The sequence below is a fragment of the Jeotgalicoccus meleagridis genome (genome assembly GCF_903994045.1).
Lineage (GTDB): Bacteria > Bacillota > Bacilli > Staphylococcales > Salinicoccaceae > Jeotgalicoccus > Jeotgalicoccus meleagridis.
On the sequence record NZ_CAJEWD010000004.1, the window covers coordinates 185,805 to 211,880 of the forward strand.

25 protein-coding genes and 1 other annotated feature are annotated in these 26,076 nt (G+C 38.7%); all 25 genes read right to left on the reverse strand.

The window, feature by feature from the left end; all coding sequences use genetic code 11:
• Nucleotides 1-25: 25 nt before the first annotated feature.
• Nucleotides 26-1,213: an elongation factor Tu gene (gene tuf, locus JEOSCH030_RS03415; RefSeq protein WP_185125216.1), complete on the reverse strand. Its 1,188-nt coding sequence runs from the start codon at nt 1,211-1,213 to the stop codon at nt 26-28.
• 125 nt (nt 1,214-1,338) lie between these two features.
• Nucleotides 1,339-3,420 carry an elongation factor G gene (fusA, locus tag JEOSCH030_RS03420; RefSeq protein ID WP_185125217.1) on the reverse strand — a complete coding sequence of 694 codons (2,082 nt, stop codon included), beginning with the start codon at nt 3,418-3,420 and terminating at the stop codon, nt 1,339-1,341.
• Between the two features lie 56 nt (nt 3,421-3,476).
• Nucleotides 3,477-3,947, reverse strand: coding sequence for a 30S ribosomal protein S7 (gene rpsG, locus JEOSCH030_RS03425; RefSeq protein WP_026866142.1), 471 nt, complete (start codon nt 3,945-3,947; stop codon nt 3,477-3,479).
• 66 nt (nt 3,948-4,013) lie between these two features.
• Nucleotides 4,014-4,433 carry a 30S ribosomal protein S12 gene (gene rpsL, locus JEOSCH030_RS03430; RefSeq protein ID WP_185125218.1) on the reverse strand — a complete coding sequence of 140 codons (420 nt, stop codon included), beginning with the start codon at nt 4,431-4,433 and terminating at the stop codon, nt 4,014-4,016.
• A gap of 328 nt (nt 4,434-4,761) precedes the next feature.
• Complete coding sequence (gene rpoC, locus JEOSCH030_RS03435; RefSeq protein WP_185125219.1) at nt 4,762-8,376, reverse strand: DNA-directed RNA polymerase subunit beta'; 3,615 nt, start codon at nt 8,374-8,376, stop codon at nt 4,762-4,764.
• A 41-nt stretch (nt 8,377-8,417) separates the two neighbouring features.
• Nucleotides 8,418-11,960 carry a DNA-directed RNA polymerase subunit beta gene (gene rpoB / locus JEOSCH030_RS03440; protein WP_185125220.1) on the reverse strand — a complete coding sequence of 1,181 codons (3,543 nt, stop codon included), beginning with the start codon at nt 11,958-11,960 and terminating at the stop codon, nt 8,418-8,420.
• Between the two features lie 233 nt (nt 11,961-12,193).
• On the reverse strand, nt 12,194-12,781 hold the full coding sequence (locus tag JEOSCH030_RS03445) for a class I SAM-dependent methyltransferase (protein ID WP_185125221.1): 588 nt from the start codon (nt 12,779-12,781) through the stop codon (nt 12,194-12,196).
• A 77-nt stretch (nt 12,782-12,858) separates the two neighbouring features.
• Complete coding sequence (gene rplL, locus JEOSCH030_RS03450; protein ID WP_185125222.1) at nt 12,859-13,221, reverse strand: 50S ribosomal protein L7/L12; 363 nt, start codon at nt 13,219-13,221, stop codon at nt 12,859-12,861.
• Between the two features lie 46 nt (nt 13,222-13,267).
• A complete protein-coding gene (gene rplJ, locus JEOSCH030_RS03455) occupies nt 13,268-13,774 on the reverse strand; it encodes a 50S ribosomal protein L10 (protein WP_185125223.1) in 507 nt (168 codons plus the stop codon).
• Between the two features lie 28 nt (nt 13,775-13,802).
• Nucleotides 13,803-13,949: a sequence feature (ribosomal protein L10 leader region), on the reverse strand.
• A 45-nt stretch (nt 13,950-13,994) separates the two neighbouring features.
• Nucleotides 13,995-14,693, reverse strand: coding sequence for a 50S ribosomal protein L1 (rplA, locus tag JEOSCH030_RS03460; protein WP_185125224.1), 699 nt, complete (start codon nt 14,691-14,693; stop codon nt 13,995-13,997).
• A gap of 59 nt (nt 14,694-14,752) precedes the next feature.
• Nucleotides 14,753-15,178, reverse strand: a complete 426-nt coding sequence (gene rplK, locus JEOSCH030_RS03465; protein ID WP_185125225.1) for a 50S ribosomal protein L11 — start codon at nt 15,176-15,178, stop codon at nt 14,753-14,755.
• A 139-nt stretch (nt 15,179-15,317) separates the two neighbouring features.
• Nucleotides 15,318-15,857 carry a transcription termination/antitermination protein NusG gene (nusG, locus tag JEOSCH030_RS03470; RefSeq protein WP_185125226.1) on the reverse strand — a complete coding sequence of 180 codons (540 nt, stop codon included), beginning with the start codon at nt 15,855-15,857 and terminating at the stop codon, nt 15,318-15,320.
• An 18-nt stretch (nt 15,858-15,875) separates the two neighbouring features.
• The gene (secE, locus tag JEOSCH030_RS03475) at nt 15,876-16,052 is read right to left on the reverse strand and encodes a preprotein translocase subunit SecE (RefSeq protein WP_185125227.1); all 177 of its coding nucleotides are present in this window, start codon (nt 16,050-16,052) and stop codon (nt 15,876-15,878) included.
• Between the two features lie 17 nt (nt 16,053-16,069).
• Complete coding sequence (gene rpmG / locus JEOSCH030_RS03480; protein WP_185125228.1) at nt 16,070-16,207, reverse strand: 50S ribosomal protein L33; 138 nt, start codon at nt 16,205-16,207, stop codon at nt 16,070-16,072.
• 10 nt (nt 16,208-16,217) lie between these two features.
• Nucleotides 16,218-16,871 (reverse strand): sigma-70 family RNA polymerase sigma factor, encoded by a 654-nt coding sequence (locus JEOSCH030_RS03485; protein WP_185125229.1) that lies wholly within the window; start codon nt 16,869-16,871, stop codon nt 16,218-16,220.
• Between the two features lie 64 nt (nt 16,872-16,935).
• Nucleotides 16,936-17,457 carry an NYN domain-containing protein gene (locus JEOSCH030_RS03490; RefSeq protein ID WP_185125230.1) on the reverse strand — a complete coding sequence of 174 codons (522 nt, stop codon included), beginning with the start codon at nt 17,455-17,457 and terminating at the stop codon, nt 16,936-16,938.
• Between the two features lies 1 nt (nt 17,458).
• The gene (rlmB, locus tag JEOSCH030_RS03495; RefSeq protein WP_185125231.1) at nt 17,459-18,199 is read right to left on the reverse strand and encodes a 23S rRNA (guanosine(2251)-2'-O)-methyltransferase RlmB; all 741 of its coding nucleotides are present in this window, start codon (nt 18,197-18,199) and stop codon (nt 17,459-17,461) included.
• Entirely contained in the window at nt 18,196-18,597 is a 402-nt protein-coding gene (locus JEOSCH030_RS03500) for a Mini-ribonuclease 3 (RefSeq protein WP_185125232.1), read from the reverse strand. The genes rlmB and JEOSCH030_RS03500 overlap by 4 nt, the downstream gene beginning before the upstream one ends.
• Nucleotides 18,590-19,984 (reverse strand): cysteine--tRNA ligase, encoded by a 1,395-nt coding sequence (gene cysS / locus JEOSCH030_RS03505; protein WP_185125233.1) that lies wholly within the window; start codon nt 19,982-19,984, stop codon nt 18,590-18,592. Before cysS ends, JEOSCH030_RS03500 begins: the two co-directional genes overlap by 8 nt.
• Nucleotides 19,968-20,624, reverse strand: coding sequence for a serine O-acetyltransferase (cysE, locus tag JEOSCH030_RS03510; protein WP_185125234.1), 657 nt, complete (start codon nt 20,622-20,624; stop codon nt 19,968-19,970). Before cysE ends, cysS begins: the two co-directional genes overlap by 17 nt.
• 242 nt (nt 20,625-20,866) lie before the next feature.
• Nucleotides 20,867-22,318, reverse strand: coding sequence for a glutamate--tRNA ligase (gltX, locus tag JEOSCH030_RS03515; protein ID WP_185125235.1), 1,452 nt, complete (start codon nt 22,316-22,318; stop codon nt 20,867-20,869).
• Nucleotides 22,319-22,804, reverse strand: coding sequence for a 2-C-methyl-D-erythritol 2,4-cyclodiphosphate synthase (gene ispF / locus JEOSCH030_RS03520; RefSeq protein ID WP_185125236.1), 486 nt, complete (start codon nt 22,802-22,804; stop codon nt 22,319-22,321).
• Nucleotides 22,801-23,475 carry a 2-C-methyl-D-erythritol 4-phosphate cytidylyltransferase gene (ispD, locus tag JEOSCH030_RS03525; protein WP_185125237.1) on the reverse strand — a complete coding sequence of 225 codons (675 nt, stop codon included), beginning with the start codon at nt 23,473-23,475 and terminating at the stop codon, nt 22,801-22,803. The genes ispF and ispD overlap by 4 nt, the downstream gene beginning before the upstream one ends.
• Complete coding sequence (locus JEOSCH030_RS03530; protein WP_185125238.1) at nt 23,476-24,525, reverse strand: PIN/TRAM domain-containing protein; 1,050 nt, start codon at nt 24,523-24,525, stop codon at nt 23,476-23,478.
• A 23-nt stretch (nt 24,526-24,548) separates the two neighbouring features.
• On the reverse strand, nt 24,549-25,928 hold the full coding sequence (radA, locus tag JEOSCH030_RS03535) for a DNA repair protein RadA (RefSeq protein ID WP_185125239.1): 1,380 nt from the start codon (nt 25,926-25,928) through the stop codon (nt 24,549-24,551).
• Between the last annotated feature and the right edge of the window lie 148 nt (nt 25,929-26,076).

Genomic DNA, 26,076 nt, shown 5'->3' on the forward strand with positions numbered 1-26,076 from the left:
CAGCTTTTATTTATTCAAAGTAATATTATTTTGAGATTTCAGTAACAACGCCTGATCCTACAGTACGTCCACCTTCACGGATTGAGAAACGAGTACCGTCTTCAATAGCGATTGGTGAAATAAGTTCTACTGTCATTTCAACGTTGTCTCCAGGCATAACCATTTCAGTTCCTTCTGGAAGGTTAACTACACCAGTTACATCCGTAGTACGGAAGTAGAACTGTGGGCGGTAGTTAGTGAAGAATGGAGTGTGACGTCCACCTTCTTCTTTTGAAAGAACATAAACTTCAGCTTTGAAGTTTGTGTGTGGTGTAATTGAACCAGGAGCTGCTAAAACTTGTCCACGTTGGATGTCTTCACGTGATACACCACGTAAAAGTGCACCAATGTTGTCACCAGCTTCAGCGTAGTCAAGAAGTTTACGGAACATTTCTACACCAGTAACTGTAGTTTTCTTAGACTCTTCAGTGATACCAATGATTTCAACTTCTTCGCCGACTTTAACTTGTCCACGTTCAACACGACCTGTAGCAACTGTACCACGACCAGTGATTGAGAATACATCCTCAACTGGCATCATGAATGGTTTGTCAGAGTCACGTTCTGGAGTTGGAATGTACTCGTCAACAGCGTTCATAAGTTCGATGATTTTCTCTTCGTACTCAGCATCTCCTTCAAGAGCTTTAAGAGCAGAACCAGCGATTACAGGGATGTCATCACCAGGGAAATCATATTCTGAAAGTAATTCACGAACTTCCATTTCAACTAATTCTAGTAATTCTTCGTCGTCAACCATGTCAACTTTGTTTAAGAATACTACTAATGAAGGAACACCAACGTTACGTGAAAGTAAGATGTGCTCACGAGTTTGTGGCATTGGACCATCTGCAGCAGATACTACTAAGATAGCTCCGTCCATTTGCGCAGCACCAGTGATCATGTTTTTAACATAGTCAGCGTGTCCTGGGCAGTCAACGTGTGCATAGTGACGTTTTTCAGTTTCATATTCGATGTGAGACGTGTTGATTGTGATACCACGCTCTTTTTCTTCAGGTGCGTTATCAACGCTGTCATAACTTTGAGCTTCCCCGCCACCGTGCTTAGAAAGAACTGTAGCGATTGCTGCTGTTAAAGTTGTTTTACCGTGGTCAACGTGACCAATTGTACCAATGTTGGCATGTGTTTTCGAACGGTCAAATTTTTCTTTAGCCATTGTAAAATACCTCTCCTTATAAATAACATTATTTTATATTTAAGATCCAAGGTGGATTAAACCACCATTGGAGTCTTTCTTACAACACTTATAAAGCATTTGTTCCAAAAAATCAAGTATATGAATTATGCACCAGTATTTTTCTTGATGATTTCTTCAGATACTGATTTAGGTACTTCTTCGTAGTGATCAAATACCATTGTATAAGTACCACGACCTTGAGTGTTAGAACGTAATGAAGTCGCATATCCGAACATTTCAGAAAGTGGAACGAATGCGTTAACGACTTGAGCGTTACCACGTGCGTTCATACCTTCTACACGTCCACGACGGCTTGTTACGTCACCCATGATATCTCCAAGGTACTCTTCAGGCATTACGATTTCTACTTTCATCATTGGCTCTAAAAGAACTGGCTTACATACTTTAGCAGCTTCTCTAAGTGCTAATGAAGCAGCTATTTTAAAGGCCATTTCAGAAGAGTCAACATCGTGGTAAGAACCATCATAAAGTTTAGCTTTAACGTCTACTAATGGATAACCAGCAAGTACACCGTTTTCCATTGAGTCAACAAGTCCAGCTTCTACTGATGGAATGTATTCACGTGGAACTACACCACCGACGATTGCGTTTTCGAATTCGAAACCGCCACCTTGTTCGTTTGGAGTAAATTCGATGTGAACATCACCGTATTGACCACGACCACCAGACTGACGTGAGAATTTACCTTGAACCTGTGCAGGTGCAGTAAATGTTTCACGGTATGATACCATTGGCGCACCAACGTTACATTCAACTTTGAATTCACGTTTCATGCGGTCAACAAGTACGTCTAAGTGTAATTCACCCATACCACCGATAATAACTTGTCCAGTTTCTTTATCAGTACGAGCAGTGAATGTTGGGTCTTCTTCTTGTAACTTAACAAGAGCTGTAGTTAATTTATCTTGGTCACCTTTAGATTTCGGCTCAACTGATAAGTGAATTACCGGTTCAGGGAATTCCATAGATTCTAGGATAATATCAAGTTTCTCTTGTGTAAGCGTGTCACCAGTACCAGTATCTTTCAGACCTACTGCAGCAGCAATGTCACCTGAGTAAACTGTTGAGATTTCTTCACGTGAGTTAGCGTGCATCTGTAGGATACGTCCCACACGTTCACGCTTGCCTTTAGTAGTGTTCTGTACATAAGAACCAGCATCTAGTGTACCAGAGTATACGCGGAAGAAAGTTAACTTACCAACAAATGGATCCGTCATAACTTTAAATGCTAATGCTGCGAACGGTTCAGAATCATCCGGACGAGCAATATACTCTTCTTCTTCATTGTCAACTTTGTGGCCGACAATTGGTTTTATATCTAATGGAGATGGAAGGTAATCAACTACTGCGTTAAGTAATAATTGAACACCTTTGTTTTTAAATGCAGTACCGCAAAGCGCAGGATAGAACTCAACATCACAAGTCGCTTGACGAATTGCTGCTTTAAGTTCCTCTACAGAAAGTTCTTCTCCACCAAGGTATTTTTCCATGATGTCTTCATTAACATCAGCTAATCCTTCGATAAGAGCTTCTCTTGCTTCTGCTGCTTCATCAGCAAACTCTGCAGGGATTTCTACTTCTTCAATGTCAGTACCTAAGTCATTACCGTATAGGAAAGCTTTCATTTCAACAAGGTCAATAATACCTCTGAAATCATCTTCTGCACCAATTGGTAATTGAATTGGGTGTGTATTCGCCTGTAAACGGTCTCTGATCGTGCCTACTGAATACTGGAAGTCTGCACCGATCTTGTCCATTTTGTTGACGAATACTAGTCTTGGAACGCCGTATGTTGTTGCTTGGCGCCAAACTGTTTCTGTTTGTGGTTCAACACCTGATTGTGCATCAAGTACTGTTACCGCACTATCGAGTACGCGTAGTGAACGCTCAACTTCAACTGTGAAGTCTACGTGTCCAGGAGTATCGATAATGTTTACACGGTGGCCGTCCCACTGAGCTGTTGTAGCAGCAGATGTGATAGTAATACCACGTTCTTGTTCCTGCTCCATCCAGTCCATTTGTGAAGCACCTTCGTGTGTTTCACCTAGTTTGTGGATACGTCCTGTGTAATAAAGAATACGTTCAGTCGTCGTAGTTTTACCTGCATCGATGTGTGCCATGATACCGATATTACGCGTTTTTTCTAAAGTGAATGGTCTTGCCATGAGTATTCTTTGCTCCTTCCAGGAATGGATTAGATTTATATGCTAAGAGCTTACTCCTACCAACGGTAGTGAGCAAATGCTCTGTTAGCTTCAGCCATTTTATGACTTTCTTCGCGTTTTTTAACTGCTCCACCTGTATTGTTTGCAGCATCAAGAATTTCGTTAGCTAATCTTTCTTCCATTGTCTTTTCCCCACGCAGACGTGCGTAGTTCACAAGCCAACGTAAGCTTAGAGTAGTACGTCTTTCTGGACGAACTTCAACCGGTACTTGGTAGTTAGACCCACCAACACGGCGTGCTTTAACTTCTAGAAGTGGCATAATGTTTTCGATTGCTTCATCAAAAACCTCCATAGCATCTTTACCAGAACGTTCTTGTACGATATCAAATGCATTATAAAGAATTTTTTGTGAAGTTCCTCGTTTACCGTCAACCATCATTTTATTAATGAGTTTAGTCACAAGTTTAGAGTTGTGAATTGGATCCGGTAATACATCTCTTTTAGGTACTGGACCTTTACGTGGCATAATTATCCTCCTTCCATTACTATTTTATCATTTTTTATATTTATATTTCACTTCTAAAGAGACAAATTATTTGTCTCCTTTAGGTTTTTTAGCTCCGTAGTGTGAACGGCTTTGTTTACGTCCTTCAACTCCTGAAGTATCTAAAGCACCACGAACGATGTGATAGCGAACCCCAGGTAAGTCTTTAACACGTCCTCCGCGAATTAGTACAACACTGTGTTCTTGTAGGTTGTGTCCAATTCCAGGGATATACGCGTTCACTTCAATGTTATTTGATAATCTAACACGAGCATATTTACGTAGAGCAGAGTTAGGTTTTTTAGGAGTCATTGTACCTACACGAGTACAAACACCGCGTTTTTGTGGTGCTGCATCAGTAGTTACACGTTTTTTAAGACTGTTAAACCCTCTGTTCAATGCTGGTGAGTCAGATTTTTGTGATTTAGTGCTACGTGATTTTCTAATCAACTGGTTAATTGTTGGCATAATCGAATGTCCTCCTCTCGTATCTTAATCCACACATCCAGGTGGTTCATTTTTTGAGTATAAAAAATCTGTAAGATATCAATCTTACAAAAATACACTTTTGTCTCCTTTATTCAGGGCATGAAATCCCTTCACAAAGTAACCTTAATAATAATACCACTTCCGAAAGAAGTGTGTCAAGCATTCATGATGAAAAATACTATCTTTATTACTGCATAAAAAGGATAACATATCAGTCTGATTATGACTAGTCTAAGAGATAAAACATCACGATTATATACAAAAAACCGAAGTCTCAAAAATGAGACTTCGGAAAAACATTTAATGATTAATCTTCAGTCAGTACAGCTTCTTCAGCAGCCTGTTCTTCAACTGCAATCTCAACGTCTTTGTAGTTAGTCATTCCTGTACCAGCAGGAATTAACTTACCGATAATAACGTTCTCTTTGAGTCCAAGAAGATCGTCTCTCTTACCTTTGATTGCTGCATCAGTAAGTACACGAGTTGTTTCTTGGAAGCTGGCAGCAGATAGGAAACTTTCAGTTTCTAGTGATGCTTTAGTAATTCCTAGAAGTACTGGTTTTGCTGTTGCTGGACGTTTTCTTTGTTTAAATATTTCTTTATTTGCATCTGTGAATTGGTGAATTTCAACAAGTGCACCTGGTAGCAAGTCAGTATCACCTGCATCAATGATACGTACTTTACGTAACATTTGACGGACCATAACCTCGACGTGTTTGTCTCCGATTTCTACCCCTTGCATACGGTATACTTTTTGAACTTCTTTCAACAGATATTCTTGAGTAGTGTTTAAACCTGCTACTTGTAGCAATTGTTTAGGCTCAATGGAACCTTCGTTCAACACTTCACCTGGTTCAACTTTGTCGCCAACTTCTACAAGTAGACGCGCTGCACCTGGTATGTTGTAAGTACGAGTTTCATGTTCACCTTTAACTTTAATTTCTTGCTGACGGTCTTTAACAGTCTCAATGTCTGTTACTGTACCGTGAATTTCTGAAATTAACGCTTGTCCTTTAGGATTACGTGCTTCAAATAATTCTTGGATACGTGGTAGACCTTGTGTGATATCGCTACCTGCTACCCCACCTGTGTGGAAAGTACGCATTGTAAGCTGTGTACCTGGTTCACCAATTGACTGAGCAGCAATTGTTCCTACTGCTTCCCCAACTTCAACTTTTTCACCAGTTGCAAGGTTTTTACCGTAACAACGTTCACATACACCATGACGTGTATTACAAGTAAATGCTGAACGGATATAAACTTGCTCAATACCACTGTTAACAATTTCTTTTGCGATATCTTGAGTAATTAGTTCATTCACACCAATGATCACTTCATCTGTTTCAGGATGACGAACTGTTTCTTTAGTGTAACGACCTTCAAGACGATCAATTAAAGGCTCAATTAATTCAGTACCTTCCATAAGTGCTGAAACGTGTAGACCTTTATCAGTTCCACAATCTTCTTCACGAACGATGACATCTTGTGCAACGTCTACAAGACGACGTGTCAAGTAACCAGAGTCCGCAGTTTTCAGTGCTGTATCGGCAAGGCCTTTACGAGCACCGTGTGTAGAGATAAAGTACTCGAGTACTGTAAGTCCTTCACGGAAACTTGATTTGATTGGTAACTCGATGATTTCACCAGATGGGTTAGCCATCAAGCCACGCATACCAGCAAGTTGTGTAAAGTTAGATGCGTTACCACGGGCACCAGAGTCACTCATCATGAAGATTGGATTTAAACGGTCAAGTGATGCCATTAGACGATCTTGGATAACATCTTTCGCTTTAGTCCAAAGTTCAATAACTGCGTTGTAACGCTCGTCTTCAGTGATTAGACCACGTGAGAATTGTTTCTGAACTTTTTCAACTTTCTCTTCAGTTTCATCGATGATGACTTGTTTCTCAGGGAGTACTACGATATCAGATACCCCAACAGTTATACCTGCTTTAGCAGAATATTTAAAGCCGAGGTCTTTCATCAAGTCAAGCATGACTGATGTTTCAGTGATATGGAACTTATTGAAAACTTCAGCGATAACTTGCCCTAAGAATTTCTTGTTGAAAGGATCAACAAGTGGCATTTCTTGAATCTTACCAAGTAAGCCAGTCTCATCTAAGTCACTCGCAGAAATAAAGTACTTATCTGGAGTTTTACGTTCTAAGTTTTCCTTAGAAGGTTCATTTATATAAGGGAATGACGGTGGCATAATCTGGTTGAAGATTACTTTACCCACAGTTGTTATTAATATCTGCCCTTTGTGTTCTTCAGAAACTTTTTCAACTGGTATATCTTTAGTGTGTAAACCGATACGAGTGTGTAAAGAAGTGTATCCATTTTGATAACCTAGAATGACTTCTTCAATACTCTTAAAGATATGACCTTCATTTTTAGAATCTTCACGTTCAAGTGTTAGGTAATAGTTACCTAAAACCATATCCTGTGATGGCGTAACAACTGGTTTACCATCTTTAGGGTTAAGAATGTTTTGTGCTGCAAGCATTAACATGCGAGCTTCTGCTTGTGCTTCTTTAGAAAGTGGAACGTGAACAGCCATTTGGTCACCGTCAAAGTCTGCATTATATGCAGTGGTAACTAATGGGTGTAGACGAATCGCACGCCCTTCTACTAGCGTTGCTTCAAATGCTTGAATACCAAGACGGTGAAGCGTTGGAGCACGGTTTAGAAGTACTGGGTGTTCTGTAATTACATCTTCAAGTACATCCCAAACTTCATCTTCCATACGCTCAATCTTACCTTTAGCATTCTTGATATTTGTTGCAAGATCACGCGCTACAAGTTCTTTCATAACGAAAGGTTTGAATAGCTCTAAAGCCATTTCTTTAGGTAATCCACACTGGTACATTTTCAGTCCAGGACCTACAACGATAACTGAACGACCTGAATAGTCGACACGTTTACCAAGTAAGTTTTGGCGGAAACGACCTTGTTTACCTTTAAGCATATGTGACAGTGATTTCAACGGACGGTTACCTGGTCCTGTAACAGGACGACCACGACGACCGTTATCGATCAATGCATCTACAGCTTCTTGTAGCATACGTTTTTCGTTTTGCACAATAATACCAGGTGCACCTAAATCAAGCAGACGTTTTAGACGGTTATTACGGTTGATTACACGACGGTATAAGTCGTTTAAGTCACTTGTTGCAAAGCGACCTCCATCTAATTGAACCATCGGACGAATTTCCGGTGGAATAATAGGTAATACATCTAAAATCATCCAAGAAGGATCATTGCCAGAGTGGCGGAATGCTTCCACCACTTCTAAACGTTTGATCGCACGAGTTAAACGTTGTCCTGTTGCAGTTTCAAGTTCTTTTCTAAGCATCTCAAGCTCAGCATTAAGATCAACTTGTTGCAATAGTTCTTTAATAGCTTCAGCACCCATTTTAGCTGTGAAAGTATTGCCGAATTTATCGTAATATTCACGATATTCACGTTCACTCAAAAGCTGTTTTGGTTCTAGACCAGTTGGTCCTGGTTTAATTACAGCATAAGATGCAAAGTAGATTATTTCTTCTAAAGAACGTGGAGACATATCTAAGAGTAGTCCCATACGTGATGGGATACCTTTGAAGTACCAAATATGAGTAACTGGTGCAGCAAGTTCGATATGACCCATTCTCTCACGTCTAACTTTAGCGCGAGTTACTTCTACACCACAACGGTCACAGACCATTCCTTTATATCTAACACGTTTATATTTACCACAGCTACATTCCCAGTCCTTAGTTGGACCGAAAATCTTCTCACAGAATAAACCATCACGTTCAGGTTTTAATGTTCTATAGTTAATAGTTTCTGGTTTTTTTACCTCACCGAAAGACCATGAACGAATCTTTTCAGGTGAAGCTAAACCAATTTTCATATACTTAAATCTGTTTACATCTATCAATGAGCTTTCCTCCCTAAGTTTTCTCGGAGCTCAGAACGTTACTATTCAGTAACGTTTTCATTTGCAGCTGTATCTGTAGCTTTTTCCGATTGAGCCGGTTGGCTTGGAATCTCGTCTTCATCTGTATCGCGTAGTTCTATTTCTTCATCATTTTCATCCATAATACTTACATCTAGTCCAAGACTTTGCAATTCTTTCATCAATACACGGAATGATTCAGGAACGCCTGGTCTAGGCAAGTTCTCACCTTTAACGATGGCTTCGTAAGTCTTAACACGTCCGACAGTATCATCAGATTTAACAGTTAAGATTTCTTGTAGAGTATACGCTGCACCGTAAGCTTCAAGTGCCCATACCTCCATCTCACCAAAACGTTGTCCACCGAACTGAGCTTTACCACCAAGTGGTTGCTGAGTAACTAGTGAGTAAGGACCTGTACTTCTAGCGTGAAGTTTATCGTCTACCATGTGAGCGAGTTTCAGCATGTACATTACACCGACAGAAATACGGTTCTCAAATGGTTCGCCTGTGCGTCCATCATATAGAACAGTTTTACCATCACGTGCAAGTCCAGCTTCTTCCATAGTGCTCCAAACATCTTCTTCATTCGCTCCATCAAATACTGGTGAAGCCATTCTTAAGCCCATCGCACGTGCTGCCATACCTAGGTGAAGTTCAAGAACCTGACCGATGTTCATACGTGACGGAACACCAAGTGGGTTAAGCATGATATCAATTGGAGTACCATCTGGTAAGTAAGGCATATCTTCTTCTGGAAGAATTTTCGAAATTACACCTTTGTTACCGTGACGTCCACACATTTTATCTCCTTCAGAAATCTTTCTCTTCTGAACGATGTATACACGAACGAGTTGGTTAACTCCTGGTGATAATTCGTCGCCATCTTCACGATTGAAGACTTTAACATCAAGTACAATACCACCTGCACCATGTGGAACACGTAATGAAGTGTCTCTAACTTCACGTGCTTTTTCACCGAATATTGCATGTAGCAAACGCTCTTCTGCAGTTAATTCCGTCACACCTTTAGGCGTAACTTTACCAACTAAGATATCTCCATCATTGACTTCAGCACCGATATAAACAATCCCTCTATCATCAAGCTTTTTCAGAGCACTATCTGAAACGTTAGGAATATCTCTAGTGATTTCTTCTGGTCCAAGTTTAGTATCACGAGATTCTGATTCATATTCTTCAATATGAATAGATGTGTAAACATCTTGTTTAACTAAACGTTCACTCATGATTACAGCATCCTCATAGTTGTAACCATCCCATGTCATAAAGCCAACGACAACGTTACGACCAAGTGCCATCTCACCGTTATCCATAGATGGACCATCGGCTAGAATTTCACCTTTAGCAACAACATCGCCTTCTTCGATGATAGGTTTTTGGTTATAACAAGTACCTGAGTTAGAACGAACGAATTTAGACATTTTGTAGATGTCTTTTTCTGTTTCTACTTCTTTACCATTTTTCTCTTCGATACGACGCACGTGAATTTCTTTAGCTTCAACGTGCTCTACACGACCTTTATATTTGGCAACTACCGCTGCACCAGAGTCACGGGCTGCAACATGTTCCATACCTGTTCCGATAAACGGCGATTCTGGATTTAATAAAGGCACTGCTTGACGTTGCATGTTCGCACCCATAAGTGCACGGTTAGAGTCATCGTTTTCTAGGAATGGAATACAAGCTGTTGCTGCTGATACAACTTGTTTTGGTGATACATCCATGTAGTCCATACGATCACGGTGCATCTGAGTGTTGTTACCACGGAAACGACAGATAACCTCTTCATCTTTGAAGCTACCATCTTCATCTAAGACAGCATTTGCCTGAGCAACTACATAGTTATCCTCTTCATCAGCAGTTAGATAATCAATCTGGTTTGTTACTTTATTCGTTTCAGGGTCTACTCTTCTATATGGTGTTTCAATAAAGCCAAAGTCGTTCACACGCGCATATGATGACAAGGTGTTAATCAGACCAATGTTTGGTCCCTCTGGAGTTTCAATTGGACACATACGGCCATAGTGAGAGTAGTGAACGTCACGTACTTCCATACCAGCACGTTCACGTGTTAAACCACCAGGTCCTAAAGCAGATAGACGACGCTTGTGCGTCAACTCAGCAAGAGGGTTGGCTTGGTCCATGAACTGTGATAATTGAGAGCTACCAAAGAACTCTTTAATTGATGCAATAACAGGTCTGATATTGATCAGTTGTTGTGGCGTCACAGTTTCAGTATCTTGGATTGACATTCTTTCACGTACAACACGTTCCATACGTGATACACCGATACGGAATTGGTTCTGTAACAACTCACCTACTGAACGTAAACGTCTGTTACCAAGGTGGTCGATATCATCAGTGAAGCCAACACCTTCTAATAAGTTAAAGAAGTAACTTATAGAAGCAATAATGTCAGATGGTGTGATTGATTTAACCTCTACGTCTGGGTAAGCATTACCGATTACAGTAGTAGAAGTTTCTTCGTTATTTTTAGATTGTACTTTTACTGATTGAATTTCCACAGGCTCATCTAATAAACCTTGCTCAAGATGGAAGGTTTTCAAGTTTGCAGTTGTTTCAAGTTGCTCCATAATTGAGTCTAGAGTACGACGATCAATCGTCGAACCTTCTTCTGCAATAATTTCACCTGTTTCGCTATCAACGACTGGTTCAGTTAACACTTGGTTGAATAAACGGTTTTTTAGGTGAAGTTTTTTATTCATTTTGTAACGACCAACGTTTGCTAAGTCGTAACGTTTAGGATCAAAGAATCTTGAATACAAGAGATTACGAGCATTCTCTACTGTTGGAGGTTCGCCTGGACGTAATCTTTCATATATTTCTAAAAGGGCTTGATCTACTGTTTCTGTCGTATCTTTTTCTAGCGTATTACGAAGATATTCGTTATCACCGAGTAGGCTGATGATTTCTTCATCAGTCTGAAAGCCCAAGGCACGTAATAATACAGTAATTGGTAATTTACGTGTACGGTCAATCCTTACATAGACGACATCTTTAGCATCGATTTCATACTCGAGCCAAGCGCCTCGGTTAGGGATGACTGTTGCTCCAAAGTTCAACTTACCATTTTTGTCAAACTTCTCGGAGAAGTATACGGATGGACTTCTTACTAATTGCGAAACGATAACACGTTCTGCACCATTAATAATAAAGGTACCGGTATCCGTCATCAGTGGGAAATCTCCCATAAATACATCCTGCTCTTTAACTTCGCCAGTTTCTTTGATGACTAAGCGAACTTTAACTCTCAGTGGAGCCGAGTAAGTTGCATCATGATTTTTCGCTTCTTCTTCATTATACTTTGGTTCTCCAAGCTTATAATCAACAAATTCTAAAGACATATTCCCAGTAAAATCTTCAACTGGAGAAATATCTTTAAACATTTCGATTAGACCTGATTCTAAGAACCACTCGTACGATTTCGTCTGAATCTCAATTAAGTTGGGTAATTCCAACTTCTCTTCGATACGCGCATAACTTCTACGTTGTGCATGTCTTCCATACTGAATCAATTGACTCATCGACAGATTCACCCCTAATAATATTTGCGTAAACTACATTTGGCGCTTAGGTTGGCACCAGTTTTAAAGACAAAAAGAAAACGGAATCGTGACAACCCCATTTTCTATTAAACTGGATACTTTATAAACGCTCCATTCAACAGCTGTACAGAAAAGTACATACTTATTGATATTAATTTTACATTCTATAAGAATAACATAGACAATTTGTCAAGTCAAATATTCTTTTCAACTTATTTAACACTTTTCAATATATAATAGCCTTTATCTTTGACGACAGTAGTGACATTTGAAAACTTATCTTTCAAATACTTTTTGTAAGATGGCATACCTTGTTTTTTCTGAACAACCATATAAAAGCTACCACTCTCAAGTAAACGTTCATAAGCATCATCTATAATATCTAAAACTGTTTTTTTACCTGCTCTAAAAGGTGGATTCGTCACATACAAGCCCACTTTATAATCTGCTTGTTCATATTTCTCTCGACTTAAAACAATTCCATCTATATTTTCTCTTTTAATGTTTTCATTTGTCAACATCAAGGCATCCTCATTCACTTCAACCATTATAGGTGTCATGCTCAAAGTTTTCGCAAGCACAATTCCTATCGGTCCATAACCTGCTCCCATGTCGATAAATTTCCCCTGACCTGAAAAGTCATCAGTAACAGCATTAATTAAAACATGCGAACCATAATCTACTTGATTTTTAGAAAATACGCCACGGTCTGTTTTAAAGCGATAGTTATGTTCTTTAAAATTGAAAGTGATCTCGTTATAGTCATGAGGTGAATCATCAGTTGTATAATAATGTGACATCCAAATTCACTCCTTAGAATTAAAAAGAGCCCCCGCCAACAAAGTTCACGGGGACTCTTTTCAATAACGTCAAGATACTATTTAAGTTCTACGCCAGCGCCAACTTCTTCAAGTTGAGCTTTAAGAGCTTCAGCATCTTCTTTAGAAAGACCTTCTTTGATAACTTTAGGAGCGTTATCTACTAATTCTTTAGCGTCTTTAAGACCAAGACCTGTAGCTTCACGAACTACTTTGATTACTTTGATCTTAGATGAACCAGCGCTTGCAAGTTCAACGTCAAATTCAGTTTGTTCTTCAGCTGCTGCTTCTCCGCCACCTGCTGCTGCTACTGGAGCAGCTGCTGTTACGCCAAATTCTTCTTCAATTGCTTTTACTAAGTCGTTTAATTCTAAAACTGTCATTTCTTTAATGCTTTCAATGATTGTTTCAATGTTAGCCATGTTAATTTTCCTCCAATTAATAGTTGTTTGTTTGAGCGAGCTTTACTTAAGCTTCACCGTTTTCGTTCTCTTTGTCTTCACCGACTGCTTTAACTGCATAAGCGAAGTTGCGGACAGGTGCTTGTAGTACAGAAAGAAGCATAGATAGTAATCCTTCTCTTGATGGAAGAGACGCGATTGCTTTAACATCTTCTACTGGTACGTAGCTTCCTTCGATAACACCAGCTTTAATTTCTAAAGCTTCGTGTTCTTTAGCAAAGTTGTTGATGATTTTAGCTGGAGCGATAACATCTTCGTTTGAAAATGCAAGTGCGCTTGGACCAACTAAAAATTCGTTAAGTTCAGATAAACCTAATGAATCCGCAGCGCGGCGTGTCATTGTGTTTTTGTAAACTTTGAATTCAACACCAGCATCACGTAATTGTTTACGTAATTCAGTTACTTCAGCAACTGTTAAACCACGGTAGTCCACAAGAATTGTAGAAACAGAGTTTTTAAGTTGTTCAGTAATGACATCAACGTGTTGTTGTTTTTGTTCAATGATGTTTGACATGTAGTTACACCTCCATAATTTTTGTCTGGAGCAAATAAAAAAAGCACTTTTTACCGGCGGCAAAAAGTGCTTGAATTTATGAAAATATAATTCAAGTCGTTTTTATTTGCCTCGGCAGGATAATTATTAAGCTGTTTAGAGCTCCTGCTGTCTTCGGTAATCTTTTAAAATTTACAAGTGTAAATATACCTCGTATATCTACACTTGTCAAGATATTTTATTAAACAGTTCTAACTACTTGTGGATCTACTGTGATACCAGGACCCATCGTGCTAGATACTGTAACTGATTTAAAGTAAACACCTTTAGATGAAGCTGGTTTAGCTTTTTCTAAAGTATCGTGAATTGCTTTAAAGTTTTCTACAAGTTGTTCAGTAGTGAATGAAACTTTACCGATTCCAACGTGTACAATACCAGCTTTTTCAGCACGGTATTCAACTTTACCAGCTTTGATTTCTTCAACTGCTTTAGCAACATCCATTGTTACTGTACCAGTTTTAGGGTTTGGCATTAAACCTTTAGGTCCTAAGACACGTCCAAGTTTACCAACTTCTCCCATCATATCTGGTGTTGCAACGATGACATCGAAATCAAACCATCCACCGTTAATTTTTTGAGCAAGTTCAGCTTCACCAACGTAGTCAGCGCCTGCTGCTTCTGCTTCTTTTGCTTTGTCGCCTTTCGCAAATACTAATACACGCTGTGTTTTACCAGTACCATGTGGAAGTACTAGTGCACCACGAATCTGTTGATCATTTTTGCGCGTATCAATACCTAGACGGAATGCAACGTCAACTGATGCGTCAAAGCTTGCAATAGAAGTTTCTTGAGCAAGTTTGATTGCTTCTTCAATTGAGAATGTAGAGTTGTGATCAAACTTCTCTAGAGCAGCTTGATACTTTTTACCTCTCTTAGCCATTTATATTCCTCCTTGTGGTTATAGCGGGGTTAATCCTCCCACGACCGTATTAATACTTTTTATTTTTCGACAGTGAAGCCCATGCTTCTAGCTGTACCTTCAACCATACGCATTGCTGATTCAACAGTTGCCGCGTTTAGGTCTTCCATTTTCGTTTCTGCGATTTCACGAACTTGAGCTTCCGTTACAGTTGCTACTTTGTTCTTGTTAGGTTCACCAGAACCTTTTTCTACACTAGCTGCTTTCTTAAGAAGAACTGCTGCTGGTGGAGTTTTAGTGATAAAAGTAAATGAGCGATCTTCAAACACTGAAATCTCAACAGGGATAATTAATCCTGCTTGCTCTTGTGTGCGTGCGTTGAATTCTTTACAGAAGCCCATGATGTTAACACCTGCTTGACCCAATGCTGGACCAACCGGTGGTGCTGGGTTTGCCTTACCTGCAGGAATCTGCAATTTTACAACATTAATAACTTTTTTAGCCACGATGTTGCACCTCCTCATAATCGTGATGTGGTCACAGGATGATTATATTTCATCCTCCCACTCTTCATCTAAAAAAAGATGGCCGCTTTCTGCGACCATAAGAGTATAGCATATTCAACTTCATTTTCCAAGAGAAAAATTAAAGTTTTTCGATTTGATCAAACTCCACTTCAACAGGAGTTTCACGACCGAACATTTCAACTAAGACTGTTAATTTATATCTTTCTTCATCAATTGATTCAATGACACCGCTTTGATTATTGAATGGTCCAGAGATGATATTGATTGCTTCTCCAACTTCCACTTCAACATCGACAATTTTTTCAGACATACCCATTTGACGAAGGATAAACTTCACTTCTTCAGGTAATAACGGGTTGGGTTTACTTCCCGCACCTTGTGAACCAACAAAGCCTGTGACACCTGGTGTATTTCTAACAACATACCAAGATTCATCAGTCATTACTAATTCAACTAGTACATAACCTGGGAAAGTCTTCTTCATTGCAGTTTTTTTCTTACCGTCTTTAATCGTTGTTTCTTCCTCTTCTGGGATTACCACACGGAAAATTAAATCCTGCATATTCATAGATTCGAGGCGAGCCTCTAAGTTTGCTTTCACTTTGTTTTCATAGCCTGAATAGGTATGGACTGCATACCACTCTTTGTCTAGAGACATTATACCGCTCCTTTAAAATTACATTAAATCGATAAGTGCTGTAATACCGAGATCAAGCACATAGAAAAATGCTAAGAAAAATATTACTGTAACTACAACTGTCGTCGTATAACGGACTACTTCCTGACCAGTCGGCCAGCTGACTTTTTTCATCTCGCTGACGACGTTTTGGAAGAAGTTCTTATTATTATTCATCAATCGTTCCTCCTGAACTATATAGAACTCTTATGCGTAGTATGCTTATTGCATTTAGGACAATATTTTTTCATGATTATTCTCTCTGTGTGCGTTGGTCTATTTAAGGTGTAGTTACGAGAGCCACAATCACTGCAAATCAGTGCAATTTTCATCTTAAAATCCTCACTTCAATTCTAATATACTATATCGATTAGGAGAACCATTGTCAACAATACTGTGTAAATCTTCAACCTTAGAAAATTTCTTCCTAACCCGGTGCAGCGCATTAATAATTGCTTTTTCATCCATCTTTAAAACAGCTGAAATTTCATCAAAAGAACGCAGTTCTATGAACATACTTAGGATGAGTTTTTCAAGCTTAGATAAACTACTGAGAGCCGTGGAATACTCTATTCCAGCCTCTTTTAGAATTATATGGCTCAAAGCATTTGACCAATCTACCATATAGAAATCTTCTGGCATGACCTCAAGATTCTTTAATTCAACAAAGTTAACAATCTTACTGTACGCTTTACGTCTGAGACTATAAAGACAATAGTTCATGTAATGACCTTTTTCATAATCATAAGTAAAACACAACATAAATGCGTGAAACATCAAATCTTGTACGAGGTCGTCTCGATCAAAACGATTTAGCTCATATTTAAAGGTGAGTCTTGTCACCTTAGTCCTCAATAACTTATCCAGCTCATCAAAGGCAGCATAATCTCCGTATTTAACACGAACAGCAGCTCTATCTGCATACCACGTTTCAGTTTCCGAGTCTTTATTATGGCTATCATTAACATAGAACTGAAATCTTTTAATGACGTACACCTAGCTCACCTCCAACATATTCATCACAAATATAGTTGGGTGCTAAGTGTTGTGCAAGTCATCATTATTCTCCTCTACGCATTTTTTCCATTTTTGCAAGAATTTCTTCCGATATATCTAATTTTGTTCTAGGCAATTTTTCATTTATTGTCTTAATTCTTTGGCTAATATTTTTATCAGCTTCTCCTAAATTCAACCACATTTCACGCGATGAAATACGATACGCACCATAAGCAAAAATAGCATTTTGTTCAGTCAAGTCACTCGTGACAACACTAATATCACATAAAAAAGGATGGTAGTTGTCATAGACAAAGCGTTCAATGTACTCATCTGCAGTTTCTTTTTCTTTTGTATAGATCACTTCTACACCGTGGTAATTAAGTACAGTTTCTTTGTTTTTCACTTCATAAGCATCAAACACACAAATCACTTCATAATTTGCTACCGCTTCATATTCACTCAAAAGTTTGAGTACTTCCTCACGTGCGAGCTCTAATGACAATCTCGCTTCATTATACAATTCATTATTTGCTCCGATTAAATTATAACCATCGACGAGTAAGACTCTCCGTTTTTTACGCATCTTAATCACGCCCAAGTGGAGCTTGTTGACGATAAACTTCATACATTAGGAGCGCTGCTGATACCGATGCATTTAAGCTGGTAATCTCACCCGCCATAGGAATTCGCACAACAAAATCACATTTTTCTAAGGTTTTCTTACTGATCCCTTCACCTTCACTACCTATAACAAGCGCTGTGCTACCAATCGCGTTTATTTCTCTGTAATCCATATCGCCTGAACCGTCTGAGCCTATAAGCCAGAAATTATTTTCTTTTAACTTATCAATGGTTTGATTAATGTTTGTTACTCGGACGACAGGTACATACTCAATGGCACCAGTTGATGTTTTAGCAACAGTATCTGTCAGTTGAACAGAGCGACGTTTAGGAATAATGACTGCATCAAAGTTTGCAGCATCGCACGTTCTAATAATTGACCCTAAATTATGAGGGTCTTCTAAGCCATCTAAAATGATTACATTTGCAGTTCGTCCTTTAACATTCTCTAAAAGAGTTTCTAAAGGCATATAGTCATGGGCACTCACCATGGCCACAACACCTTGGTGTCTTTCATCAGTCATACCATCAATCTTATTCTTCGGTACATTAGACACAACTATTTTTTTCTTCTTAGCAAGGTCAATAATTTCTTTTAGTTGTTGCTTATTCGCAGTATCTTGAACATACACCTTATTTATATCCGCTTCTGAACGCAGTACTTCTCTGACTGCATGGCGTCCAGCAATTACTGATTCACTCATTCATTCACTCTCCCTAATCCTATAATTATCGTCATCAACGCTTCAATTCTCGCCATTTCACCTGCTAATGATAAATATCCAATCAGAGCTTCTAAACCTGATGAATTTCTATATTCCTGTATCGTCGCATTTTTAGCTCGTGTTTGACTCGACTTATTTCTAGCTTTTCTCGCAACATCCCATTCCCATTCTTCAAGAAGGTTTTCTCTTCTCAAATACAGTAAAGCATTTGACTGAGCTTTGGCACTCACCAAGGTATTTGCTTTTTTATGGAGTTGATCAGGTTTTAGATAAGGCTCATTAATAATCAAATATTCACGAACTTTTACGGCATATATTGAATCACCTAAGAAGGCAAGAGATAATGAAGGAATGTCATCAACCTTATAATTATCCACGTTTAAATCTCACACCATCTTTTGTGTCTTCAAGAACAATGCCTTCATCTTTAAGATGATCTCTAATTTCATCCGCTCTTGTAAAATCTTTATTTTTTCTTGCTGTTTCTCTCTCTTCTATTAGTTTCTCAATCTCTTCATCAAGTAAGACTTCTTGACGATTTAAAGTCACGCCTAATATGTCAGAGTAACTATCGAAGACATCAATGAACTTCTGCAGCACAACACTAGATGTAGAAGGTTGTCTTAAATATTTATTTAAGTTTCCTGTCAACTCATGCCAAGCAGTAATTGCATTCGCTGTGTTAAAATCATCATCCATGTGAGCTTCAAATAGTTTTACGTTGTCATCAATACTAGTAACAACTTTCTCATCAATCTCATCTTTAACTGCTTTAGCCAATCTTTCTTTAGCTTGATGATAGGCATCTTGAATGCGTTCTAAACTACTTCTAGCTGCTTCTACCAATTCACGGTTATAGTTAATTGGGCTACGATAGTGCACACTAATCATAAAGTAGCGCAGTACATTCGGTTCTATTTCTTTGATAATATCGTGCACTAGGATAAAGTTCCCTAGAGATTTAGACATCTTGGTATTATCGATATTAATATAGCCGTTGTGCATCCAATAGTTCGCGAATGTTTTATCCGTCATGCATTCACTTTGGGCAATTTCGTTTTCATGATGCGGAAAAGTTAAATCTTGTCCACCTGCGTGAATATCAATTGTGTCTCCTAAGTGTTGACGTGCCATTACTGAACATTCGATGTGCCAACCTGGACGACCTTGGCCCCATGGTGAGTCCCAATTAATTTCACCGTCTTTTGCTTTTTTCCAAAGGGCAAAATCAAGTGGATCTTTTTTCAAATCACCCGTCTCTATTCTTGCACCAACTTTTAAATCATCGATAGATTGATGGGATAATTTACCGTAATCTTCAAAGGACCGAGTTTTAAAGTACACGTCTCCGTTTGATTCATAAGCATGACCTTTATCGATTAAAACTTTAATGAAATCTACTATATCTGGCATGTGATCCATTACTCTTGGATGAACAGTCGCTTTTTTAACATTGAGAGCACCTGTATCTTCAAAGAAAGCATCGATGAAACGGTCAGCAACCTCAGGGACAGTTTGATTAAGTTCTTGGGCAGCTTTTATTAATTTGTCATCAACATCTGTAAAGTTTGAAACGTATTTTACATCATATCCTTTATACTCAAGGTAGCGACGCACTGTATCAAAAGCGATTGCAGGTCTCGCATTTCCAATATGGATATAGTTATAAACTGTTGGACCACACACGTACATGCTAACTTGTCCTTCTTTAAGTGGCACAAACTCTTCTTTTTTTCTAGTAATTGAATTATATATGTGAACCATCTTTGACCTCACTTCCAACTTCTCTTCTAAAGTTATTTACTTCTTTTTCTAATTCTAATAATTTTTCGAACAGTGGATCCGGTAAATCTCTATGATCAAAATTATTATGTTTACGCACGCGTTGACCATGCTGTTTGACGACATGTCCTGGTATTCCGACTACAGTGGAGTGCGCCGGAACATTTTTTAAAACAACTGAGTTCGCACCGACATTTGATGATTCTCCAATTCGGATGTTGCCAAGCACTTTGGCACCGGCAGCAATCAGTACATTATCATCGATATCCGGGTGTCTTTTATGGTCTTCTTTACCCGTTCCACCAAGTGTTACACCCTGGTAGATTGTCACGTTGTTACCAATGTTACAAGTTTCGCCGATGACAACACCCATACCGTGATCGATAAACAATCTGCGTCCAATATTCGCTCCAGGATGTATCTCTATACCTGTCAAAAAACGCATTACTTGCGAAATGATGCGGGCGATGAGTTTGAGATCTTTTTTATAAAACCAGTGCGCGACTAAATGAGCCCAAACTGCATGAATACCTGAGTATGTTAGTAGCACTTCAAAGCGATTCTTAGCTGCAGGGTCAAGTTCAAGTACCATATCCAAGTCATCTTTCATTCTTTGAAACATCGTCGTCCTCCTAATTATAAATAAATACGCCTCTGTCCATTTTGGACAGAGGCGCGTATGCACGGTTCCACTCTGATTTATCGCTTAGAATATACAATTAATATAAAGTCAAAGGGCAATTCTAAAAGGTTTCTTGTTATCCTTTCACCGAACGGATAATCTCTACATGTCCAAAACCCTCTATACTAAACTTCAACACATACATTATACGATTAAACACGCTCACCCGCAAGGTTGTTAACTTACTTCAGACGCGCAATTCTGTCTAAAACAGTTTCCTTACCAATTAGAGAAATAGCATTTGGCAATTCAGGTCCTCTTGTTTCACCTGTAACTGCAACTCTGATTGGCATGAAGAGGGCTTTCCCTTTAATACCAGTCGCTTTTTGAACAGCTTTAATTTCTGCTTTTATCGCTTCTGGTGAGAAATCTTCTAAGGCTTCGAAGTGATCGTATAAAGCGGTCATCAATTCTTTGATGTGGTCTTCGGCTAAAATTTCTTTACCTTCATCATCAAACTCAACGTGATCCTTAAAGAACTGCTCAGATAACTCTGTAATTTCAGCAGCATAACTCATCTGCGGCTGATACAGTGCTACTAATTTACGTGCCCAATCCAGTTCATCTGCACTTGGATTTTCAGAAATTCTACCTGCTTTTTGTAAGAATGGTAGTGACATATCAAAAATTTCCTCAGTATTTTTTCGTTTCATATACTGGTTGTTTATCCACATTAATTTTTGATTATCAAAGAATGCTGATGCTTTAGATAATCTGTTTTCATCAAAGTTTTCAATAAGCTCTTGTTTCGTGAAAATTTCTTCTTCACCTTCAGGTGACCAGCCTAGTAGTGCGATAAAGTTAAACATCGCGTCTGGGAGGTAACCAAGTTCTTCGTATTGTTCGATAAACTGAATAATTGAAGCATCACGCTTAGATAGCTTTTTCTTTTCTTCATTCACGATTAAAGCAGTGTGACCAAATTTTGGTAATGGTAAGTCTAATAAATCATATACCATCATTTGTTTTGGTGTGTTAGAAATGTGGTCATCACCACGTAAGACATGACTAATTTTCATTTCATAGTCATCGATAACTACAGCGAAGTTATAAGTAGGCACACCATCTTTTTTAACGATGACCCAGTCTCCAAATCCATTAGAGTCAAAAGATACTTCACCTTTTACCATATCATCAAACTTATAGACTTTATCTTTCGGTACACGGAGTCTGATGGATGGTTCTCTACCTTCTTTTTTGAAGGCTTCTTCCTCTTCTTTAGTAAGATGAGCGTGTTTACCACCATACATCGGAGTTTGACCGTTCTTTAATTGTTCTTCTCTTTCAGCTTCCAATTCTTCAGATGTCATGTAGCAACGATAAGCAAGGTCCTCATCTAAGAGTTTTTGAATATAAGGTTCGTAAATATGTCCACGTTCTGATTGACGGTATGGTCCGTACTCTCCACCTACGTCAACACTCTCGTCCCAGTCAATACCTAACCATTTTAAGTAGTTTAATTGAGAAGATTCACCTTCATCAACATGTCTATTTTTATCTGTATCTTCGATTCTAATAATGAAGTCTCCATCATAATGTCTTGCAAATAAATAATTAAATAAGGCTGCTCTTGCATTACCTATGTGTAAGAATCCTGTTGGACTCGGTGCATATCTCACTCTTACTTTTTCCATTTAATTTACCTCCTGTTTGTTAAGAAGCACAACCGCTTCACTAGCGATGCCTTCTTCTCTACCTATAAAGCCAAGTTTTTCTGATGTTGTTGCTTTGATATTAACATTTGCAAGGTCTGTTTTTAAAAGGCTCGCAACACTTTCTCTCATCTGGTCGATATATGGACGGAACTTTGGTCTTTCCGCTAATACTACCGCATCAATATTACCAATCTCATATCCCTTGGAATGCATCATGTCGACTACTTCACTTAAAAGTAATTTGGAATCTGCATCTTTATACTTAGCATCAGTATCTGGGAAAAACTTACCGATATCCCCGAGAGCCAAAGCACCAAGTATCGCATCTGTAATTGTGTGAAGTAACACATCTGCATCTGAATGACCTTTCAAACCTCGATCATGAGGAATTTCTAATCCCCCTATAATCAAAGGCCTGGATTGGTCAAAGGCATGCACATCGTATCCATGTCCAATTCTCATCATTCTGTCTTCCCTCCAAGGATCATCTCTGCCAATCGAACATCTTCAATTGTCGTCAATTTAATATTATCATAAGACGATTCTGTCACAAAGACAGTCTGTCCCAGAGCTTCGACCATCATGGAATCATCAGTAACTGTAAGATTACGCGCCCTAGCATGCTCATAGGCTCTTTTTAATAAGTCGCCTTTGAATGCTTGAGGTGTGTGAACTGAAATAATCTCTTCACGGTCTAGCGTATCTGTCACTTCATTGTTAGCTACCCTTTTTAAAGTATCTTTAGTTTTTACACCACAAATCACCGCAGGGTGGTTGACTACCTTATCTTTTAGGCGCGCTATAATTGCTTGATCGACTAAGGGTCTTGCACCATCATGGACAAAGATATATTCTGCCTCAACATTAACTAGTGCATTGTATATGCTATCTTGTCTTTCTTTACCTCCGACATGGATGCCAACTACCTTTTCTTCATCCTCAAAAAGTTCAGTCATACTCTCTACTTCTTCTTGTCTTACTGCAAGATGAATCGCCTGACAGTCCGGATCTTTTACAAATTGCTGCACTGTTCTTTTGATTACCGGTTGATCACAAATATTTAACAGTACTTTATTATAACCCAGATTCATACGTGCACCGAGGCCCGCCGCTGGAATAATTACAGTGTATTTCATCTACTTCTTCTCTCTTTTCGCAAAGACAATACGTCCTGAATTTGTTTGAAGCACGCTGGTGACTATAATCTTCACAGTTTGATTAATCAGTTGCTCTCCATTTTCAACAACTACCATAGTACCATCTTCTAGATATCCAACACCTTGATTCTCTTCTTTCCCTGTTTTAGAGATAAAGAGCTCAAAGACATCACCTTGAACCACCACTGTTTTTATTGCATTAGAAAGCTCGTTAACGTTTAGAACAGTGATGTCATGCAACTGGCATATTTTATTCAAATTATAATCGGTTGTAAGAATAGCGCCATTTTGTTCTTTAGCAATATCAATGAGTTGTTGATCAACATCAAGTTTGTCGTAGGGAACTGCCTCTATACTGATATTTTGGTTCTTCTCCTGTAGCTTGTTCAGCATATCTAAACCACGCTGCCCTTTTTCTCTTTTAACAGGATCAGTTGCATCCGCAATTAACTGAAGTTCATCTAAGACAAATTGTGGGATAATAATTTCTCCTTCTAAGAAGCCAGTTTCTGCAATGTCAACGATTCTACCATCAATGATGACACTTGTATCCACAAATTTTTTCTGTGCAAATGTTGTTCCTTTTTGTTCGTTTTTACTTTTAGGGAAAAAGTCCAGCACCTCACTGAATTTTCTTAAGCCTATAATAAATCCTAAATAACCAAAAATTACAGCTGAGACAATTGGTATGATTTCTCCCACCAGTGGGATTTCTAAAGTGTTTATCAATAAAGTAATTAATACTGCAATCACAAGACCTAAAACCATACCAAGCGTTGCAAAGACGATTTCAGTCAAACTCCGACTTAATAAGTAACCTTCGCTTTTCTTTAGAAAATTATATGCGTGCTTTAGGGTCCAGCCGAATAATAAGTAAAATAAAATAACACCAAGCAGGCCGTAGACCAGTATGTTGTTAAACATCCTCGGAACTTCAAATGGTAATAGAGTAATTAACTCTGGAAAAAGCCAAGCACCAAGTGAAATACCAATAAGTGCATACACCGCATACAATAGATATTTAAGCATTCGATTTCCTCCTTCCTAAATGTTTATGTTTGTGATTGGGCATGTTTTAAAGCTTGTTTTAAAGTTTTTACTCCTATCACTTCTATACCTTCGGGGGTTTCTACTCCATGTAGATTTGACGCTGGAACAATCGCACGTTTAAAGCCTAGTTTAAGTGCTTCTTGTAAACGCTGTTCAATCTTAGTGACACGTCTAATTTCTCCAGTCAGTCCAACTTCACCGATAAAACAATCATCACCGCGTACAGCTATGTCTTTAAAGCTAGACGCAATACTAATAAGAATGCTCAAATCGACCGCAGGTTCATCGAGTTTAACCCCACCAGCAACTTTAATATATGCATCATGCTGTTGCATTAAAAAGCCCTCAGACTTTTCTAAAACAGCCATTAAGAGAGATAAACGATTCGCGTCTATACCTGTCGCCATCCTTCTAGGATTGTGGAAATGGGTCGGCGTAACTAATGACTGCACCTCTACTAACATCGCTCTAGTACCTTCTATGGTGGCTACAATTGCAGATCCTGGAGTGTTCTTCGATCTTTCCTCTAGAAATATTTCTGAAGGGTTCAACACTTCTTCTAAACCTTGCGCTTTCATTTCAAAAATACCCATCTCATTCGTTGAGCCAAATCTGTTCTTTACTGCTCTCAATATACGATATGTATGGTGTTGATCACCTTCAAAATAAAGCACAGTATCCACCATATGTTCAAGCAATCTTGGTCCAGCAATCTGTCCATCTTTAGTAACGTGACCGACAATGAAAGTTGCAATATTATTACCTTTAGCTATATTCATTATGGACTGGGTACTCTCACGGACTTGCGCGACTGAACCTGGTGCACTAGTGACATCTGGATGAAAAACAGTCTGAATCGAGTCTATAATAAGGTAGTCTGGTTTCAATCTTTTAATTTCTTCATGAATGTATAAAAGATTCGTTTCACAAAAGACTGTTAAATCTGAAGCCTTATTACTAATACGGTCTGCTCTCATCTTGATTTGCTCTAAAGATTCTTCACCAGAAACATAGAGTACATTATGATTTTCAGCTAATATTAAAGCAGTCTGTAAAAGAATCGTAGATTTCCCTATACCAGGATCTCCACCGATTAAAATCAAGGAGCCGTTCACTATTCCTCCACCCAAGACTCTGTCAAATTCACCAGAGCGTGTCGTTGTTCTCGGAGTTACTTCTTTTTTAACACTGTTTAATTTAGACGCTTTTGAACGCTCATCTGCCTTATTTTTTCCTAGTGTGCCTCTTCCAGCTGTTGATTCTTTATGAACAATTTTTTCTTCAAGCTGATTCCAAGCACCACAGTTCGGGCACTTCCCCATCCATTTTGGTGATTCATAACCACACGCCATACACTCAAAGGTTACTTTAGCTTTTGCCATGCGTGTATACACTCTCCCCATTATATTTCTAATTCTATTGTATTATTTATTTTAATCTTTTAAAAGATTAATCCTTTCTTACTCGCTACTTATCCACTCAGAATATAAACAGGCTTGGAAATCCCGTAAGATTTCCAAGCCCATTCTA

What these genes read in the sequence shown, in the direction of transcription:
- rlmB (WP_185125231.1), bottom strand. Translation starts at nt 18,199, where the DNA reads ATGAGTGAATCAGTAATTGCTGGACGCCATGCAGTCAGAGAAGTACTG.
- JEOSCH030_RS03490 (WP_185125230.1), bottom strand. Translation starts at nt 17,457, where the DNA reads ATGCGTAAAAAACGGAGAGTCTTACTCGTCGATGGTTATAATTTAATC.
- cysE (WP_185125234.1), bottom strand. Translation starts at nt 20,624, where the DNA reads ATGTTTCAAAGAATGAAAGATGACTTGGATATGGTACTTGAACTTGAC.
- gltX (WP_185125235.1), bottom strand. Translation starts at nt 22,318, where the DNA reads ATGGAAAAAGTAAGAGTGAGATATGCACCGAGTCCAACAGGATTCTTA.
- rplL (WP_185125222.1), bottom strand. Translation starts at nt 13,221, where the DNA reads ATGGCTAACATTGAAACAATCATTGAAAGCATTAAAGAAATGACAGTT.
- rplJ (WP_185125223.1), bottom strand. Translation starts at nt 13,774, where the DNA reads ATGTCAAACATCATTGAACAAAAACAACAACACGTTGATGTCATTACT.
- fusA (WP_185125217.1), bottom strand. Translation starts at nt 3,420, where the DNA reads ATGGCAAGACCATTCACTTTAGAAAAAACGCGTAATATCGGTATCATG.
- ispF (WP_185125236.1), bottom strand. Translation starts at nt 22,804, where the DNA reads ATGATGAGAATTGGACATGGATACGATGTGCATGCCTTTGACCAATCC.
- rpmG (WP_185125228.1), bottom strand. Translation starts at nt 16,207, where the DNA reads ATGAAAATTGCACTGATTTGCAGTGATTGTGGCTCTCGTAACTACACC.
- JEOSCH030_RS03445 (WP_185125221.1), bottom strand. Translation starts at nt 12,781, where the DNA reads ATGTCACATTATTATACAACTGATGATTCACCTCATGACTATAACGAG.
- tuf (WP_185125216.1), bottom strand. Translation starts at nt 1,213, where the DNA reads ATGGCTAAAGAAAAATTTGACCGTTCGAAAACACATGCCAACATTGGT.
- cysS (WP_185125233.1), bottom strand. Translation starts at nt 19,984, where the DNA reads ATGGTTCACATATATAATTCAATTACTAGAAAAAAAGAAGAGTTTGTG.
- rpoB (WP_185125220.1), bottom strand. Translation starts at nt 11,960, where the DNA reads ATGAGTCAATTGATTCAGTATGGAAGACATGCACAACGTAGAAGTTAT.
- rplA (WP_185125224.1), bottom strand. Translation starts at nt 14,693, where the DNA reads ATGGCTAAGAGAGGTAAAAAGTATCAAGCTGCTCTAGAGAAGTTTGAT.
- radA (WP_185125239.1), bottom strand. Translation starts at nt 25,928, where the DNA reads ATGGCAAAAGCTAAAGTAACCTTTGAGTGTATGGCGTGTGGTTATGAA.
- ispD (WP_185125237.1), bottom strand. Translation starts at nt 23,475, where the DNA reads ATGAAATACACTGTAATTATTCCAGCGGCGGGCCTCGGTGCACGTATG.
- nusG (WP_185125226.1), bottom strand. Translation starts at nt 15,857, where the DNA reads ATGTCTCTAGACAAAGAGTGGTATGCAGTCCATACCTATTCAGGCTAT.
- rpsL (WP_185125218.1), bottom strand. Translation starts at nt 4,433, where the DNA reads ATGCCAACAATTAACCAGTTGATTAGAAAATCACGTAGCACTAAATCA.
- secE (WP_185125227.1), bottom strand. Translation starts at nt 16,052, where the DNA reads ATGAATAATAATAAGAACTTCTTCCAAAACGTCGTCAGCGAGATGAAA.
- JEOSCH030_RS03530 (WP_185125238.1), bottom strand. Translation starts at nt 24,525, where the DNA reads ATGCTTAAATATCTATTGTATGCGGTGTATGCACTTATTGGTATTTCA.
- rpsG (WP_026866142.1), bottom strand. Translation starts at nt 3,947, where the DNA reads ATGCCACGTAAAGGTCCAGTACCTAAAAGAGATGTATTACCGGATCCA.